The sequence below is a fragment of the Serratia sp. SM04 genome (genome assembly GCF_040280225.1).
In the GTDB taxonomy this organism is placed as follows: Bacteria; Pseudomonadota; Gammaproteobacteria; order Enterobacterales; family Enterobacteriaceae; genus Serratia; species Serratia sarumanii.
In genome coordinates this window covers 23,483-40,095 of sequence record NZ_JBEOQT010000001.1, presented here as the reverse complement: position 1 = coordinate 40,095, position 16,613 = coordinate 23,483, and the positions used below count along the sequence as shown (strand labels likewise).

General features: G+C 61.8%; 9 protein-coding genes and 1 riboswitch. Of the genes, 7 read left to right on the top strand and 2 right to left on the bottom strand.

The genetic code is table 11. The features are described from left to right. Positions 1-11 precede the first annotated feature (11 nt). Positions 12-902 carry a maltose ABC transporter permease MalG gene (malG, locus tag ABTW55_RS00145; protein WP_021505147.1) on the top strand — a complete coding sequence of 297 codons (891 nt, stop codon included), beginning with the start codon at positions 12-14 and terminating at the stop codon, positions 900-902. A 152-nt stretch (positions 903-1,054) separates the two neighbouring features. On the opposite strand, the gene psiE is transcribed toward malG, so the two are convergent. Next, a complete protein-coding gene (gene psiE / locus ABTW55_RS00140; protein ID WP_033636217.1) occupies positions 1,055-1,462 on the bottom strand; it encodes a phosphate-starvation-inducible protein PsiE in 408 nt (135 codons plus the stop codon). Between the two features lie 225 nt (positions 1,463-1,687). On the opposite strand from psiE, the gene ABTW55_RS00135 reads away from it, so the two are divergent. Beyond that, entirely contained in the window at positions 1,688-3,121 is a 1,434-nt protein-coding gene (locus ABTW55_RS00135; RefSeq protein ID WP_060423785.1) for a capsule assembly Wzi family protein, read from the top strand. Positions 3,122-3,182: 61 nt separating this feature from the next. On the opposite strand, the gene pgi is transcribed toward ABTW55_RS00135, so the two are convergent. Continuing rightward, entirely contained in the window at positions 3,183-4,829 is a 1,647-nt protein-coding gene (pgi, locus tag ABTW55_RS00130) for a glucose-6-phosphate isomerase (RefSeq protein ID WP_033636219.1), read from the bottom strand. Positions 4,830-5,057: 228 nt separating this feature from the next. Here pgi and ABTW55_RS00125 point away from each other — a divergent pair, with 228 nt between their 5' ends. The 5 genes from ABTW55_RS00125 (at position 5,058) to ABTW55_RS00105 (ending at position 16,586) form a co-directional block, all read left to right on the top strand. Next, on the top strand, positions 5,058-6,866 hold the full coding sequence (locus tag ABTW55_RS00125) for a sodium:proton antiporter (RefSeq protein ID WP_033636220.1): 1,809 nt from the start codon (positions 5,058-5,060) through the stop codon (positions 6,864-6,866). A gap of 52 nt (positions 6,867-6,918) precedes the next feature. Continuing rightward, positions 6,919-7,113, top strand: a riboswitch (Lysine riboswitch). A gap of 108 nt (positions 7,114-7,221) precedes the next feature. Continuing rightward, the gene (lysC, locus tag ABTW55_RS00120; RefSeq protein ID WP_033649702.1) at positions 7,222-8,589 is read left to right on the top strand and encodes a lysine-sensitive aspartokinase 3; all 1,368 of its coding nucleotides are present in this window, start codon (positions 7,222-7,224) and stop codon (positions 8,587-8,589) included. 142 nt (positions 8,590-8,731) lie between these two features. Continuing rightward, entirely contained in the window at positions 8,732-9,649 is a 918-nt protein-coding gene (gene panS / locus ABTW55_RS00115) for a ketopantoate/pantoate/pantothenate transporter PanS (protein WP_025304471.1), read from the top strand. A 385-nt stretch (positions 9,650-10,034) separates the two neighbouring features. Further along, on the top strand, positions 10,035-11,714 hold the full coding sequence (locus tag ABTW55_RS00110; protein WP_060423788.1) for a ShlB/FhaC/HecB family hemolysin secretion/activation protein: 1,680 nt from the start codon (positions 10,035-10,037) through the stop codon (positions 11,712-11,714). Between the two features lie 45 nt (positions 11,715-11,759). Further along, on the top strand, positions 11,760-16,586 hold the full coding sequence (locus ABTW55_RS00105) for a hemagglutinin repeat-containing protein (protein ID WP_060423793.1): 4,827 nt from the start codon (positions 11,760-11,762) through the stop codon (positions 16,584-16,586). Positions 16,587-16,613: the final 27 nt, after the last annotated feature.

The window sequence follows — 16,613 nt, the reverse complement described above, 5'->3', positions numbered from 1 at the left end:
GGAGAATGACGATGGCCATGGTTCAACCCAAATCCCAGCGCCTGCGCCTGTGGATCACCCATATTTTGATGCTGTGCTTTATCGCCCTGATCATGTTCCCGCTGCTGATGGTGGTCGCCATCTCGCTGCGCTCCGGCAACTTCGCCACCGGCAGCCTGATACCGGAAACCCTCTCCTGGGATCACTGGCGGCTGGCGCTCGGCTTTAGCGTCACCCACGCCGACGGCAGCGTGACGCCGCCGCCGTTCCCGGTGCTGCTGTGGCTATGGAACTCAGTCAAGATCGCGGCGATCACCGCCATCGGCATCGTGACGCTGTCTACCACCTGCGCCTACGCCTTTGCCCGCATGCGCTTTCGCGGCAAGAGCACGTTGCTGAAAAGCATGCTGATCTTCCAGATGTTCCCGGCGGTGCTGTCGCTGGTGGCGCTGTACGCCCTGTTCGATCGCCTGGGCCAGTACATTCCGTTTATCGGCCTGAACACCCACGGCGGCGTGATCTTCGCCTACATGGGCGGCATCGCGCTGCACGTCTGGACCATCAAGGGCTATTTCGAAACCATCGACAACTCGCTGGAAGAGGCGGCGGCGCTGGACGGCGCCACGCCGTGGCAGGCGTTCCGTCTGGTGCTGCTGCCGCTGTCGGTGCCGATTCTGGCGGTGGTGTTCATTCTGTCGTTTATCGCCGCCATCACCGAAGTGCCGGTGGCGTCGCTGCTGCTGCGCGATGTGAACAGCTACACGTTGGCGGTGGGGATGCAGCAATATCTCAACCCGCAGAACTACCTGTGGGGCGACTTCGCCGCCGCCGCGGTGCTGTCGGCGATACCGATCACCGCCGTGTTCCTGCTGGCGCAGCGCTGGCTGGTGGGCGGCCTGACGGCCGGCGGCGTGAAGGGGTAATTTGTGCCACTGCAGTGCGTTTGATGTCTTTCCTTATCTTTTACCCTATGGATTTCAAGTTACAGCGAGTGCAGTCAACAACGCTGTAGCTTGAAAGACGACGGGTAATGATATCCTGTGTCTTCGGCGGCCTTGGGCCGCCATTTTTATCGCTACTCTCGTTTCAGCCGGTCGGTATTAGCCAGATAAAGCGTCACCACCAGCACCAATATCGCCGCGGCGTAGATCAGGGTATCGATAGGGTTTTTGTGATCCACGATAATCAAACGAATAATCGCGGTAATGCCAATGTAAATAAAATAGCGCAGCGGGAAATGATAACCCGACTCAAAATACTTGACGATCAAGGCGATAAATTCAAAGTACAGGAAATAAATCACAATGCCTTCAATCAACAGGTAAGAGGACGACTCTTCGCTGTTGATAAATAACACCTTCGCCAGATGGAGGGTTTCCTTGACCAGAAACACCACCAGAATGGCCGCCAGCAGCAGCAAGCCCACGTTCAGCACCCGCTGCAGCCCCTTCGCTATCATTATCGAACGCGACGTTTTTGCCATAAAACCTCTCTCTGAATACCGCGTATATGATTCAACCGTGCCAATATAGGCATTGTCCTAAAAATTCCGCCCCTCGCGAAAGCACTTTAAACCCCATTTAATTCATCACGTTATAATAAGATGTTTCTGACCTATAGATTTGTAGCAAATCGAAATGTCAACTATCATGGGACACAGAGATCTTTACATAAAACCAATAACCTCGAATTAACAAGGGAATTCTTTATGCGCGCTAAACTTAACGGACTGGTCGCTGCGGGCCTGTTTACCTGTGCATTGTCCGGCCACGCCGCCGGCCTGGTAGCCCCTGACAACGATCTGCGTAACGATCTCGCCTGGCTGTCTGACCGCGGCGTCATCAACGTCAGCCTGTCCACCTGGCCGCTGAGCCAGGAAGAGATCAGCTCCGTTATCGCGCAGGCCAAGCCGGTGACCAACACCGAGAAAAACGTTATCGACCGCGTACAACGCCGCGTCGATGCCCTGAAAGCCAACATTCGCGTCAGCGGTTACGCCTCGACCGATAAACCCGGTACCCCGCAGGGCTTCGGCCAAAACGAATACGCCGACGATCGCCTGACCATCGGCGCCGGCGCCAACGGCGAGTTCTGGGACGTGCGTCTGCAGGGCTCGGTGGAAGGCGATCAGCGCGTCAGCGACGGCTCCAAATTCAACATGAACGGCTCCTACGGCGCGGTGAAAATCTGGAACCAATGGCTCTCCTTCGGCGAGGTTTCCCAGTGGTGGGGCCCTGGCTACGACGGCAGCCTGATCCGCTCCGACGCCGCGCGCCCGGTGGCCGGCTTTATGCTGCAGCGCGCCGACCAATCGCCGTTTGAAACCCCGTGGCTGTCGTGGATCGGCCGCTGGCAATACCAGTTGTCCGCCGGCCAGCTGTCGCAGTACGCTGCCGTGCCGGACACCAAGCTGATCGGTGGCCGCCTGACCATGATGCCGACCGACTTCCTGGAGTTGGGCGCTTCACGCATCATGATGTGGGGTGGTGATGGCCGTCCGCACTCCTGGAGTTCCTTCTGGGATGGCGTAACCGGCAACGACAATACCGGCGATCCGAAAAACGATCCGGGCAACCAGTTGGGCGGTTTTGACTTCAAACTCAAGCTGCAGCCGCTGATCGGCATGCCGGTCAGCCTGTATGGCCAGATCACCGGTGAAGATGAAGCAGGCATGTTGCCTTCGCATAACGCCTACATGCTGGGGCTTGAAGGCCATCCGGAATGGGGCCCGACCACGATCAACTGGCATATCGAAGGTACTGATACCCGCTCTAACGGCAACGCCAACAACGTGATGTACAACCACTACATCTATCGGGGCGGTTACTACCAGCAAGGTTATCCGCTGGGCCATGCGATGGGCGGCGACGGTCAGATGCTGTCCGGCCGCGTGGAAATGGTGCTGGACGACGGCCAGCGTTGGAGCACCCGCCTGGTGTACGCCAAGGTGAATCCGAACAACCAAACCATCAACCGGGCGTTCCCGCGTTCCGATACGCTGAAAGGCATTCAGCTCGGCTGGGGTTACAGCTTCGATTCTCAGGTTAAATTCGATACCAGCCTGTGGTACACCAACAGCGATCACAGCACCGCCGACGACGTGGGCGCCGGCGTCAGCTTCGAAGTGCCGATCAACCTGTAATTTTTTGCAGACGTAAAAAAACCCGCCGCGGCGGGTTTTTTATTGGCTTCAGCTCAGGCGCTTAGCGCCATTCCTTGAAGCGGTTGATCAGCGCATTGGTCGAACTGTCGTGGCTGCTGATTTTCTCGCTGCCCGCCAGCTCCGGCAGGATGCGGTTAGCCAGCTGTTTGCCCAGCTCCACGCCCCACTGATCGAAGGTGAAGATGTTCAGGATCGCGCCCTGGGTGAAGATCTTGTGCTCGTACAGCGCGATCAGGCTGCCCAGGCTGAACGGGGTGATTTCGCGCAGCAGGATCGAGTTGGTCGGGCGGTTGCCTTCAAACACTTTGAACGGCGCCACGTGCTTGACCTGCTCAGGGGTTTTACCCTGCGCCGCGAACTCGGCCTCCACCACGTCCAGCGACTTGCCGAACGCCAGCGCTTCGGTCTGGGCGAAGAAATTGGACAGCAGTTTGGCGTGATGATCGCCCAGCGGATTATGGCTGATGGCCGGCGCGATGAAGTCGCAAGGCACCAGCTTGGTGCCCTGGTGGATCAGCTGGTAGAACGCATGCTGGCCGTTGGTGCCCGGCTCGCCCCAAATGATAGGGCCGGTCTGATAATCCACCGGATTGCCGTTGCGATCGACGTACTTGCCGTTGGATTCCATGTTGCCCTGCTGGAAGTAAGCGGCAAAACGGTGCATGTACTGATCGTACGGCAGAATGGCTTCGGTTTCGGCGCCGAAGAAGTTGTTGTACCAGATACCGATCAGCGCCAGCAGCACCGGCAGGTTCTTCTCCGCCGGCGTTTCGGCGAAGTGCTTGTCCATGGCGTGCGCGCCGCTCAGCAGCTGCTCGAAGTTGTCATAACCGATGGACAGCGCGATCGACAGACCGATCGCCGACCACAGGGAGTAACGGCCCCCTACCCAGTCCCAGAACTCGAACATGTTGTCGGTATCGATGCCGAACTCGGCCACCGCTTTGCCGTTGGTGGACAGCGCGGCGAAGTGCTTGGCCACGTGTTGTTGATCGGCGGCGCTGCTCAGGAACCAGTCGCGCGCGCTGTGGGCGTTGGTCATGGTTTCCTGAGTGGTGAAGGTTTTGGAGGCCACCAGGAACAGCGTGGTTTCCGGGTTCAGCGGCTGCAGCGTTTCGGCGATATGGGTGCCGTCGACGTTGGAGACGAAGTGCATGTTCAGGTGGTTTTTATACGGGCGCAGCGCTTCGGTCACCATGTAAGGGCCGAGATCCGAACCGCCGATGCCGATGTTCACCACGTCGGTGATCGGTTTGCCGGTGTAGCCTTTCCACTCGCCGCCGATGACGCGCGCGCAGAACTGTTTGATCTTGGCCAGCACCGCGTTCACTTCCGGCATCACGTCTTTGCCGTCGACCAGGATCGGGCTGTTGCTGCGGTTGCGCAGGGCAATGTGCAGCACCGCGCGATCTTCGGTGCGGTTGATTTTCTCACCGGCGAACATCGATTTGATGGCGCCTTGCAGATCGGTTTCTTTCGCCAGCGCCTGCAGCTTCTCCAGGGTTTCCTGCGTGATACGGTTCTTGGAATAGTCCACCAACATTTGGTCGTTGAAGGTCGCGGAGAACCTGGAGAAACGATCGCTGTCCTGGGCGAACAGGTCGGCGATCCGTACGTCTTTCATCTGTGCATAATGTTGCTGCAGGGCTTGCCAAGCAGCGGTTTGACTAGGATTGATATTTTTCATAGCAACACTCTTAGGCTTGAGAATAAAAATGACGCGTTGTCCGATTGTAGCCTGTTCGACTGTGATTATGATCTCTTTTCTTGCGATAGGCGCTAACTGTCAACGCAGTGCCGCCTCGTTTCAGCTTTCACTCTATACTTTTGGCTAACGGCCTGTTATCGGGGTTGCCGAATTGTCATCAGGCTGTGTCATCGTTGCTTATTTCGTCATTTGAAAGGGATCTCGCTTATGGAATTATCTGCCCCGCTCATGTTGGTGCTTATCGGCCTGGCGTCGCTGCTGGCGCAGTGGCTGGCCTGGCTGCTGCGCCTGCCGGCCATTTTGCCGCTGTTGCTGTTCGGCATCGTGCTCGGCCCGACGGTGCATCTGGTGCAGCCGGATCTGCTGTTCGGCGATCTGCTGTTTCCGCTGGTGTCGCTGTCAGTGGCGATCATCCTGTTCGAAGGGGCGCTGACGCTGCGTTTCGAGGAGATACGCGGCCTCGGCGGCGTGGTGCGCAATCTGGTCACCGTCGGCATGCTGGTCACCTTTCTGGTCATCAGCCTCGCCAGCTGGTGGCTGCTGGATTTCCCGCCGGAGCTGGCGGCGCTGATCGGCGCGGTGACGGTGGTGACCGGGCCGACGGTGATCGCCCCGCTGATGCGCGTGGTGCGGCCGAACGCCAACATTAACCAGGTACTGCGCTGGGAAGGGATCGTCATCGATCCGGTCGGCGCCATCTTCACCCTGCTGGTGTTCGAATTCATCGTGCTGAAACAGAATGCGGAGTCCTATACCCATCTGTTTTGGACGCTGGGCATGACCGCCGCCGTCGGCCTGATCGCCGGCGCACTGTTCGGCTACCTGCTCGGCCTGGCGCTGCGCCGCGTCTGGCTGCCGCGCTACCTGCAGAACCTGGCGGTGCTGGCGATCATGCTGACCGCCTTCGGCGTTTCCAACGCCATCGCCGACGAATCCGGCCTGCTGACCGTCACGGTGATGGGCATCTGGCTGGCCAACATGCGCGACGTGGACACCAGCGATATTCTGGCGTTCAAAGAGGAGCTGTCGGCGATCCTGATCTCGGCGCTGTTCATCATTCTGGCGGCGCGGCTCGATATCCAGGCGCTGTGGAACATGGGCTGGCCGCTGCTCCTGCTGCTGCTGGTGGTGCAGTTCATCGCCCGGCCGCTGTGCATCGCGGTGTCGACCTGGCGCTCTTCCCTGCACTGGCGCGATCGGCTGCTGCTGTGCTGGATCGCCCCGCGCGGCATCGTCGCCGCGGCGGTCAGCTCGCTGTTCGCGCTGACGCTGCAGCGCAGCGGCTACCAGGGCGCCGACCGGCTGGTGACCGTGGTGTTCGCCATCATCATCGGCACCGTGGTGCTACAAAGCCTGACCAGCGGGATGATGGCGCGCTGGCTGCGGGTGCAGCAGCAAAAGCCGCGCGGCGTGCTGATCGTCGGCGCCAACAGCGTGGCGCGCATGCTGGCGCAGGCGCTGATCAAGCTGAACGTGCCGGTGATCGTCACCGACAGCAGCTGGGAATACTACCGCCAGGCGCGCATGGAAGGCATCCCGGCCTACTATGGCCACGCCTACTCCGAACACGCCGAGAACTATCTCGATCTGAGCAATATCGCCCAGGTGCTGGCGCTGTCGCCCAATCGCCACCAGAACGCGCTGGCGGTCTACCACTTCGGCCATCTCTTCGGCGAGGATCACGTGTTTGCCATCCGTTCGGGTGCGCCGCTGAAAGGGCGCGGCGCCAGCGCGGAAAGCTCGCGTTTCCGCCGGCATGAAATTTTATTTAATCAGGAAGCCACCTACGGCCGCCTGAGCAGCCTGCTCGCCAGGGGAGCCACCATCAAAGCGACCAAATTGAACGAAAATTTCGGTTGGCTGGAGTATTTGGAGAAACATCAGGGCGTTATTCCGTTATTCAGCCAAAAGGAAGACGGTTCTCTGCAACCGATTGGCGCCGGTTCCACGCCCGCGATGCCCTGTACGCTTATCGCGCTGGTGCAAGATGAAAATCCCTCACCGTCTGTACGTTGACAGAATGGCGATAACCGGCTATTCCTAACAGCCTACTTGCGCACCCGGTGCGCAAGCCAGAAGAGGCGCGTCGCCTAGGTAGAGTGTCAGAGGAGCCGTTTCTCCGTTGACGGCACCCGAGGGGGAGCGACGCCGAGGTAGGGTAATGGCCGGCCATTATCCTATCGACTACAGGGGCTGAATCCCCTGGGTTGTCACCAGGGGATCGCCCGCAGGGCGATCGACAAGGTGGGGCGCTTCTGGGTGTATCGTAGCCTGACCTCTACGCCTGCCCCCTGTTTACCGCTCTCCCCTTGTGCCAAGGCTATGGAATTACAGTGCCCCCAAACGGGCATCCCTGACACGAGGTTTCTAGATGAACCAAGCAGCACCCCAGAATTCCACCGTGGTAGCCAAATTCGGCGGCACCAGCGTCGCCGACTTTGAAGCCATGAACCGCAGCGCCGACGTCGTGCTGGCCAACCCGCAGGTCCGCCTGGTGGTGTTGTCCGCCTCGGCGGGCGTCACCAACCTGTTGGTCGCCCTGGCCGAAGGTTGCGAGGCCGACAAGCGCAACTACCGGCTTGATGAGATCCGCCGCATCCAGTACGCCATCCTCGATCGCCTCACGGCGCCGGCGGTGATCCGCGAAGAGATCGACCGCCTGCTGGAAAACATCGCCATGCTGTCGGAAGCCGCGTCGCTGGCCACCTCGACGGCGTTGACCGACGAACTGGTCAGCCATGGGGAGCTGATGTCCACCCTGCTGTTCGTTGAAATCCTGCGCGCCCGCAACGTGCAGGCCGAATGGTTCGATGTGCGCAAAGTGATGCGCACCGACGATCACTTCGGCCGCGCCGTGCCGGACAGCGCCGCGCTCAGCGAACTGGCCCGGGCGCAGTTGCAGCCGCGCCTGCAGGAAGCGCTGGTGGTCACCCAGGGCTTTATCGGCAGCGAGCCGAAAGGCCGCACCACCACGCTCGGCCGCGGCGGTAGCGACTATACCGCCGCGCTGCTCGGCGAGGCGCTCGGCGTTGGCCGGGTGGATATCTGGACCGACGTGCCGGGCATCTACACCACCGATCCACGCGTGGTGCCGGCGGCCAAGCGCATCGACAAAATCGGTTTCGAAGAGGCGGCGGAAATGGCCACCTTCGGCGCCAAGGTGCTGCATCCGGCCACCCTGTTGCCGGCGGTGCGCAGCGACATTCCGGTGTTCGTCGGCTCCAGCAAGGATCCGGCGGCCGGCGGCACGCTGGTGTGCAACACCACCGAGAATCCGCCGCTGTTCCGCGCGCTGGCGCTGCGCCGCAAGCAAACGCTGCTGACGCTGCACAGCCTGAACATGCTGCACGCGCGCGGCTTCCTGGCGGAGGTGTTCAACATTCTGGCGCGCCACAACGTCTCCGTCGATCTGATCACCACCTCGGAAGTCAGCATCGCGCTGACCATGGACACCACCGGCGCCACCTCCGTTGGCGGCAGCCTGCTGACCACCTCGCTGCTGACCGAGCTGTCGTCGCTGTGCCGGGTGGAAGTGGAAGAAAACCTGGCGCTGGTGGCGATCATCGGCAACCAGCTGTCGCGCGCCTGCGGCGTGGGCAAAGAGGTGTTCGGCGTGCTCGATCCGTTCAATATCCGCCTGATCTGCTACGGCGCCAGCAGCTATAACCTGTGCTTCCTGGTGCCGGGCGAAGAAGCCGAACAGGTGGTGCGCACCCTGCATCACAACCTGTTCGAATAAGTCATTATCCCCGATTGCGGGCGCAGCACGCTGCGCCCCTGCGTCTAAAAAATCCGTTCAAAACCGGCAGGGGTTCAGCATGTTGAACCCGCAAAAAACACAACCACACCCACCGTTCTCAATCTGGCTAAGGAAAACCTGCATGTTGGCATTACTCACGCGTTTATTCCCCCTGTGGGCGATACTGCTGTCCGTCGCCGCCTATTACACGCCGACCACCTTTACCGGCATCGGCCCCTACGTCAGCCCGCTGCTGATGCTGATCATGTTCGCCATGGGCGTTACGCTGCGGCTGGACGACTTCAAACGCGTGCTGGCGCGCCCCGGCCCGGTGGCGGCCGGCATCTTCCTGCACTATCTGATCATGCCGCTGGCGGCCTGGATCCTGGCGATGCTGTTCCGCATGCCGCCGGATCTGTCCGCCGGCATGGTGCTGGTGGGCAGCGTGGCCAGCGGCACCGCCTCCAACGTGATGATCTACCTGGCCAAGGGCGACGTGGCGCTGTCGGTGACCATCTCGGCGGTCTCGACGCTGGTGGGCGTGTTCGCCACGCCGCTGCTGACCCGTTTGTACGTCGACGCCGAAATCAGCGTCGATATCATGGGCATGCTGCTGAGCATTCTGCAGATCGTGGTGATCCCGATCGGCCTGGGCCTGATCGTCCACCATACCCTGACCAAAACGGTGAAACGCATCGAGCCGCTGCTGCCGGCGCTGTCGATGGTGTGCATCCTGGCGATCATCAGCGCGGTGGTGGCGGGCAGCCAAAGCCATATCGCCTCGGTCGGTCTGGTGGTGATCGTCGCGGTGATCCTGCACAACGGTATCGGTCTGCTGAGCGGCTATTGGGGCGGCAAGCTGTTCGGCTTCGACGAATCCACCTGCCGCACGCTGGCGATCGAAGTCGGCATGCAGAACTCCGGGCTGGCGGCCACGCTGGGCAAAATCTACTTCTCGCCGCTGGCCGCGCTGCCGGGCGCACTGTTCTCGGTCTGGCACAACCTTTCCGGTTCGCTGCTGGCGGGTTATTGGTCCGGCCGCCCCATCAAGAAAAAATAAACCGCCTGTAGGGACGCAAACAATTGCGTCCCTTTTCTTTCCTGCGAAATTTCGTATTTCCCACTGGTCGGATTGTCATAATTCCCCTCATACCCTATCATCCGTGAAAAATAAAAATTCAGATTCTTCCTATCCATGCCGATAATGTTGGCAAGAGGAAGAGACGTTCTACTTTTTTTAATTAATTAAGTCACCAGGGTTGCCCGCCATAAAAGAAGCAGCCTAATTATTATTTAGATATATACCCACCGTCTTATTTGCCGCGGCAAATCAAGATACCTCGCAATGTGCATGTCGCTCATTATTTCGGGCCGGCCGTCGGCCGCCCGTGGTTAACCTCATGGATTGGGCTGGCTGCCCCGGCGGCCTCTCATAATGGATTACAATGATAAAAAAAATCACCGCTTTGACGCTGTTGGTCAGCACGGCCCTTTCCGCCGAAACCCTGCCGGACGCCCACATGATGCGGGATATGTCGATGGGGGAGTCGCGCCGCGCGCTGCAAGACAGCACGCGTGAAGTCAACCAGTTGATTGAGCAACGCCGCTACCAGCAGCTGAAGCAGCAACGCTTGCTGGCGGAGCCGGAACCGGCCGCGCCCGCCCTGCCGCAGTCCGCGCAGTGCCTGCCGATCGCCGGCGTTTATCTGCAGGGCGTCACCCTGCTCTCGCCGGCCGATTTATCCGCCCTGAGCGCGCTGCCGGAACAGTGCATCAGCAGCAACGATATCAATCGCCTGACCCGTGAATTAACGCGCCTTTATGTGCAAAAAGGCTATATCACCGCGCGCGTGCAAATTGTTCGCCCTAATTCACAGGGAGAATTGGGATTAAGCGTCACCGAAGGATTTATCGAGAAAATAGAAGGCGGCGATCGCTGGGTCAACAGCCGTTTATTATTTCCAGGGCTGGAAGGCAAACCGTTGAAATTAACCGAGCTCGACCAGGGATTGGATCAGGCCAACCGTTTGCAATCGAATACCACCAAGCTGGATATATTGCCCGGCCGCCAGGTTGGCGGTTCGGTCATTCGTTTGCGCAATCAGCATGCCAAGCCCTGGCTGATGACCGTCGGCACGGATAATTACGGCCAAAAAAGCACCGGCCAGTGGCTGGCTCGCGCCACCGCCACGCTGGACAGCCCGTTCGGCCTGTCGGACTTCGTCAGCCTGAACGCCAACAGCACGCTGGAAAACCCGGCTCACCGCTACAATCGCGCCTATACCCTGCTCTATTCGCTGCCGTACGGCGCGTTCACCTTCAGCGGGTTCGCCAGCTTCTCCTCCTATGAGAACCACCAGCAGCTGCCGCACAACCTGGTCAAACTGCACGGCCAGACCCAGCAGTACGGGCTGCGCAGCGACTACGTGTTTTACCGCGATCGCGATCAGATAGACAGCCTGAGCGGTCAGTTGACCTACAAGCGCATCGACAACTACTTCGAAAGCGTGCGCCTCGAGGTCAGCAGCCCCACCCTGACCCTGGCCGAACTGAGCGCCAGCCACCTGCAAATTCTGCCCAACGGGGTGTTCAGCGCCAACCTCAGCGTCGAACAGGGCCTGCCGTGGCTGGGGGCCGGTCGCCACCCAAGCTCGGTGCACCTCGACAGCCAGTTCACCAAAGGCAAGCTGTTCGCCAATCTCAGCCAGCGCCTTCACCTGGGTGACGCCACCTATCAGCTCAACAACCTGTTCTACGGCCAGTACAGCCGCGACCCGCTGCCCGGCGTGGAGTGGCTAAGCCTTACCGATCGCAGCGCCGTGCGCGGCTTCAGCCGCAGCACCCAGTCGGGCGACAGCGGCTGGTATCTGCAGAACACGCTGTCGCGCAGCTTCAATCTGGGTGCCACCACGCTGACGCCGCGCCTCGGCGCCGACGTCGGCCGCATTTTGCCGCGCCAGGACAGCTCGGGGTGGCGCAGCAGCGCCGGCCTGAGCAGCGGCGCCACGTTGCGCTATCGGCAGGCGCTGGTCGATCTCGAGGTCAGCCGCGGCTGGATCTTGTCGAATCACGCCACGCCGGAAGATCCCGTTCAGGTACTGGCGCGCTTTTCTTACACCTTTTAATCAGCAGTTTTGCAGGACCCCACGGCAATATACGGAGAAACATGGATGAAAAATAATAACTTCAGGCTTTCAGCAGCGGGCAAACTGGCCGCCGCGCTGGCGATTATTCTCGCCGCTTCCGCCGGCGCCTACGCCGCGGAGATCGTGGCGGCCAACGGCGCCAACGGCCCCGGCGTTTCCACCGCCGCGACCGGCGCGCAGGTGGTCGACATCGTCGCGCCGAACGGCAACGGGCTGTCGCACAACCAATACCAGGACTTTAACGTCAACCAGCCCGGCGCCGTGCTGAACAACTCCCGCGAAGCGGGGCTGTCGCAGCTGGCCGGCCAACTGGGCGCCAACCCCAATCTGGGCGGGCGCGAAGCCAGCGTGATCCTCAATGAAGTGATCGGCCGCAACCCGTCGCTGCTGCACGGCCAGCAAGAGATCTTCGGCATGGCGGCCGATTACGTGCTGGCCAACCCGAACGGCATCAGCTGCCAGGGCTGCGGGTTCATCAACACCAGCCGCTCCTCGCTGGTGGTCGGCAACCCGCTGGTGGAGAACGGCCTGCTGCAGGGCTACAGCACCCTGGACAACCGCAATACCCTGAGCCTCAACGGCGTCCTGAACGCCGGCGGCGTGCTGGATCTGATCGCGCCGAAGATAGACAGCCGCGGCGACGTGATCGTGCAAGACTTCACCCATCGCAACGGCAGCGTGACGCCGGCGGCGATCAACGCCATCAGCGGCCATAACCGGGTGGCGCGCGACGGCAAGGTGCTGGCCAGCGTACAGCCGACCACGGCGCTGGACAGCTACTACCTCGGCAGCATGCAGGCCGGGCGCATCAACATCATCAACACCGCGCAGGGCAGCGGCGTGAAGCTGGCCGGCACGCTGGCCGCCGGCGACGAGCTCAAGGTGAAAGCCTACGATATTCGCAGCGAAAGCCGCGTTGACGACGCCAGCAGCAACCGCAACGGCGGCGACAACTACCAGAACTACCGCGGCGGCATCTACGTCAACGATCGCAGCAGCAGTCAGAAGCTGACCCGCACCGAGCTGAAAGGCAAGAACATCAGCCTGGTGGCGGATAACCACGCGCACCTCACCGCCACCGATATTCGCGGCGAAGACATCACGCTGCAGGGCGGCAAGCTGACGCTCGACGGCCAGCAGTTGAAACAGACCCAGGGCCACACCGACGACCGCTGGTTCTACTCCTGGCAATACGACGTCACCCGTGAGCGCGAGCAGCAGCAGCAGGCGGGCAGCACCGTCGCCGCCGGCGGCAACGCCACACTCGTCAGTACCCGGGAAGACGTGAACCTGTTGGGCGCCAACGTCAGCGCCGATCGGGCGCTGAGCGTCAAAGCGGCGCGCGACGTGCACCTCGCCGGGCTGGTGGAGAAGGATAAGTCCACCGAGCGCGGCTATCAGCGCAACCACACCTCCAGCCTGCGCACCGGCAGTTGGAGCAGCAGCGACGAAAGCGAGAGCCTGAAGGCCAGCGAACTGCGTAGCCAGGGCGAACTGACCTTGAAAGCCGGCCGCAATGTCACTACCCAGGGCGCCAAGGTCCACGCCCAGCGCGATCTGACGATCGACGCAGACAGCCAGATCCAGGTCGGGGTGCAGAAAACCGCCAACGCCAAAGCGGTACGCGATGACAAAACCTCCTGGGGCGGCATCGGCGGCGGCGACAACAAAAACAACAGCAACCGCCGCGAGATCAGCCACGCCTCCGAGCTGACCAGCGACGGCACCCTGCGCCTGAACGGCCAGCAGGGCGTCACCATCACCGGCAGCAAGGCGCGCGGCAAGGAAGGCGGCCTGGTCACCGCCACCCAGGGCGGCCTGCGCATCGACAACGCGCTGAGCACCACCGTAGACAAAATCGATGCGCGCACCGGCACCGCCTTCAACATCACCAGCAGTTCGCACAAGGCCGACAACCGCTACCAGAGCAGCACCGCCAGCGAGCTGAAGTCTGACACCAACCTGAAGCTGGTCAGCCGTAAGGATACCGACGTGATCGGCAGCCAGGTCGCCAGCGGCGGCGAGCTGAGCGTGACGTCGCAGACCGGCAACATCAACGTCAAGGCCGCCGAACAGCAGCAAAAAATCGATGAGCAGAAGACCGCGCTTACCGTCAACGGCTACGCCAAAGAAGCCGGCGACAAGCAATACCGCGCCGGTTTGCGCATCGAACACACCCGCGACAGCGAGAAAACCACCCGCACCGAAAACCGCGCCTCGACCCTCAGCGGCGGCAGCGTGAAGCTCGAGGCGGAGAAGGACGTGACCTTCAGCGGCTCCAAACTGGTCGCCGACAAAGGCGACGCCAGCGTCAGCGGCAACAAGGTTTCGTTCCTGGCGGCCGACGATAAAACCACCTCGAACACCGAGCAGACCAAGATCGGCGGTGGTTTCTATTACACCGGCGGCATCGACAAGCTCGGCAGCGGCGTGGAAGCCGGCTACGAGAACAGCAAAACGCAGGCGCAGAGCAGCAAGGCGGTCACCTCCGGCAGCGACGTCAAAGGCAACCTGACTGTCAACGCCCGTGACAAGCTGACCCAGCAAGGCGCGCAGCACAGCGTCGGCGGTGCCTATCAAGAAAACGCCGCGGGCGTCGATCATTTGGCCGCCGCCGACACCGCCAGCAGCACCACCACCAAAACCGACGTCGGTGTGAACATCGGCGCCAACGTCGATTACAGCGCCGTGACCCGCCCGGTTGAGCGCGCGGTCGGCAAGGCGGCCAAGCTGGACGCCACCGGCGTCATCAACGACATTGGCGGCATCGGCGCGCCTAACGTCGGCCTGGATATCGGCGCGCAGGGCGGCAGCAGCGAAACACGCAGCAGCAGCTCGCAGGCGGTGGTCAGCTCGGTGAAAGCCGGCAGCATCGACATCAACGCCAAAGGCGAAGTGCGCGATCAGGGCACTCAGTATCAGGCGAGCAAAGGCGCGGTCACGCTGACGGCGGACAGCCACCGCAGCGAAGCCGCGACGAACCGCCAGGAAGAGCAGAACCGCGATACCCGCGGCAGCGCCGGCGTACGCGTCTACACCTCCACCGGCAGCGATCTGACCGTAGACGCCAAGGGCGAAGGCGGCACCCAGCGCAGCAGCAGCAACGCCAGCCAGGCGGTGACCGGCACGATCGACGCGGCCAACGGCATCAACGTCAACGTGAAACAAGATGCGGTCTATCAGGGCACCGCGCTGAACGGCGGCAGCGGTAAAACCGCCGTCAACGCCGGCGGCGATATCCGCTTCGATCAGGCCAGCGATAAGCAGAGCGAAAACCACAGCGGTTTCAACGTCAAAGCCTCCGCCAAGGGCGGTTTCACCGCCGACAGCAAAAACTTCGGCGCCGGCTTCGGCGGCGGCACCAACAACGGCGAAAGCAACAGCAGCACCGCGCAGGTCGGCAACGTCAGCGGCCAACAGGGCGTGGAGCTGAAGGCGGGCCGCGATCTGACGCTGCAGGGCACCAACGTCAAGAGCCAGGGCGACGTCACCCTGAGCGCGGGCAACAAGGTTGCGCTGCAGGCGGCGGAATCGACCCAAACGCGTAAGGAGAACCAGCTGTCCGGCAATCTCGATCTGGGCGCCGGCAGCAGCGACAGCAAGGAAAAAACCGGCGGCAGCCTCTCCGCCGGCGGCGCCTTCGACATCGCCAAGGTGAATGAGTCCGCGACCGAACGCCAGGGCGCCACTATCGCCTCAGACGGCAAGGTCACCCTGTCCGCCAACGGCAAAGGCGATGACGCGCTGCATCTGCAGGGCGCCAGGGTCAGCGGCGGCAGCGCCGCGCTCGAGGCGAAAAACGGCGGCATCCTGCTGGAGTCCGCCAAGAACGAGCAGCACAAGGACAACTGGAGCCTAGGCATCAAAGCCAACGCCAAAGGCGGCCAAACGTTCAACAAGGACGCCAACGGCAAGGTCGATCCGAACACCGGCAAAGACACCCATACGCTGGGCGCCGGTCTGAAGGTCGGCGTGGAACAGCAGGATAAAACCACCCACGCCAACACCGGCATCACCGCGGGCGACGTGGCGCTCAACAGCGGCAAGGATACCCGCCTCGCCGGGGCGCGCGTCGATGCCGACAGCGTACAGGGCAAGGTGGGCGGCGATCTGCGCGTTGAAAGCCGCAAGGACGTCGAGAAAGGCGTGAAGGTAGAGGTGGATGCCGGGCTGAGCCACAGCAACGATCCGGGCAGCAGCATCACCTCCAAGCTGTCGAAGGTGGGCACGCCGCGCTACGCCGGGAAAGTGAAAGAGAAACTGGACGCCGGGGTGAATAAAGTGGCCGACGCCACCACCGACAAGTACAACAGCGTGGCGCGTCGTCTCGATCCGCAGCAGGACACCACCGGCGCGGTCAGCTTCAGCAAGGCCGACGGCAAAGTGACGCTGCCGGCAACGCCGGCCGGCGAGAAGCCGCAGGGCCCGCTGTGGGATCGCGGTGCACGCACCGTCGGCGGCGCGGTGAAAGACAGCATCACCGGGCCGGCCGGTCGCCAGGGGCAGCTCAAGGTCAATGCCGACGTGGTGAACAACAACGCGGTCGGCGAGCAGTCGGCGATTACCGGTAAGCACGGCGTGGCGCTGCAGGTCGGCGGCCAAACCCAACTGACCGGCGGCGAGATCCGCAGCCGGCAGGGCAAGGTGGAACTGGGCGGCAGCAAGGTCAGCCAGCAGGACGTCAGCGGCCAACGCTATCAGGGCGGCGGCCGCGTCGATGCGGCGGCCACGGTAGGCGGGCTGTTAGGCGGCGCGGCGAAGCAAAGCGTCGACGGCAACGTGCCGTTCGTCAGCGGCCATGCTTCGACTCAGCAGGCGGACGCCAAAGCCGGCGTGTTCAGCGGCAAATAACGCGCCTCCCCTACGCAATGCCCCCGG

Coding starts and splice junctions, on each gene's coding strand:
- malG (WP_021505147.1), top strand. CDS start 12: ATGGCCATGGTTCAACCCAAATCCCAGCGCCTGCGCCTGTGGATCACC.
- psiE (WP_033636217.1), bottom strand. CDS start 1,462: ATGGCAAAAACGTCGCGTTCGATAATGATAGCGAAGGGGCTGCAGCGG.
- ABTW55_RS00135 (WP_060423785.1), top strand. CDS start 1,688: ATGCGCGCTAAACTTAACGGACTGGTCGCTGCGGGCCTGTTTACCTGT.
- pgi (WP_033636219.1), bottom strand. CDS start 4,829: ATGAAAAATATCAATCCTAGTCAAACCGCTGCTTGGCAAGCCCTGCAG.
- ABTW55_RS00125 (WP_033636220.1), top strand. CDS start 5,058: ATGGAATTATCTGCCCCGCTCATGTTGGTGCTTATCGGCCTGGCGTCG.
- lysC (WP_033649702.1), top strand. CDS start 7,222: ATGAACCAAGCAGCACCCCAGAATTCCACCGTGGTAGCCAAATTCGGC.
- panS (WP_025304471.1), top strand. CDS start 8,732: ATGTTGGCATTACTCACGCGTTTATTCCCCCTGTGGGCGATACTGCTG.
- ABTW55_RS00110 (WP_060423788.1), top strand. CDS start 10,035: ATGATAAAAAAAATCACCGCTTTGACGCTGTTGGTCAGCACGGCCCTT.
- ABTW55_RS00105 (WP_060423793.1), top strand. CDS start 11,760: ATGAAAAATAATAACTTCAGGCTTTCAGCAGCGGGCAAACTGGCCGCC.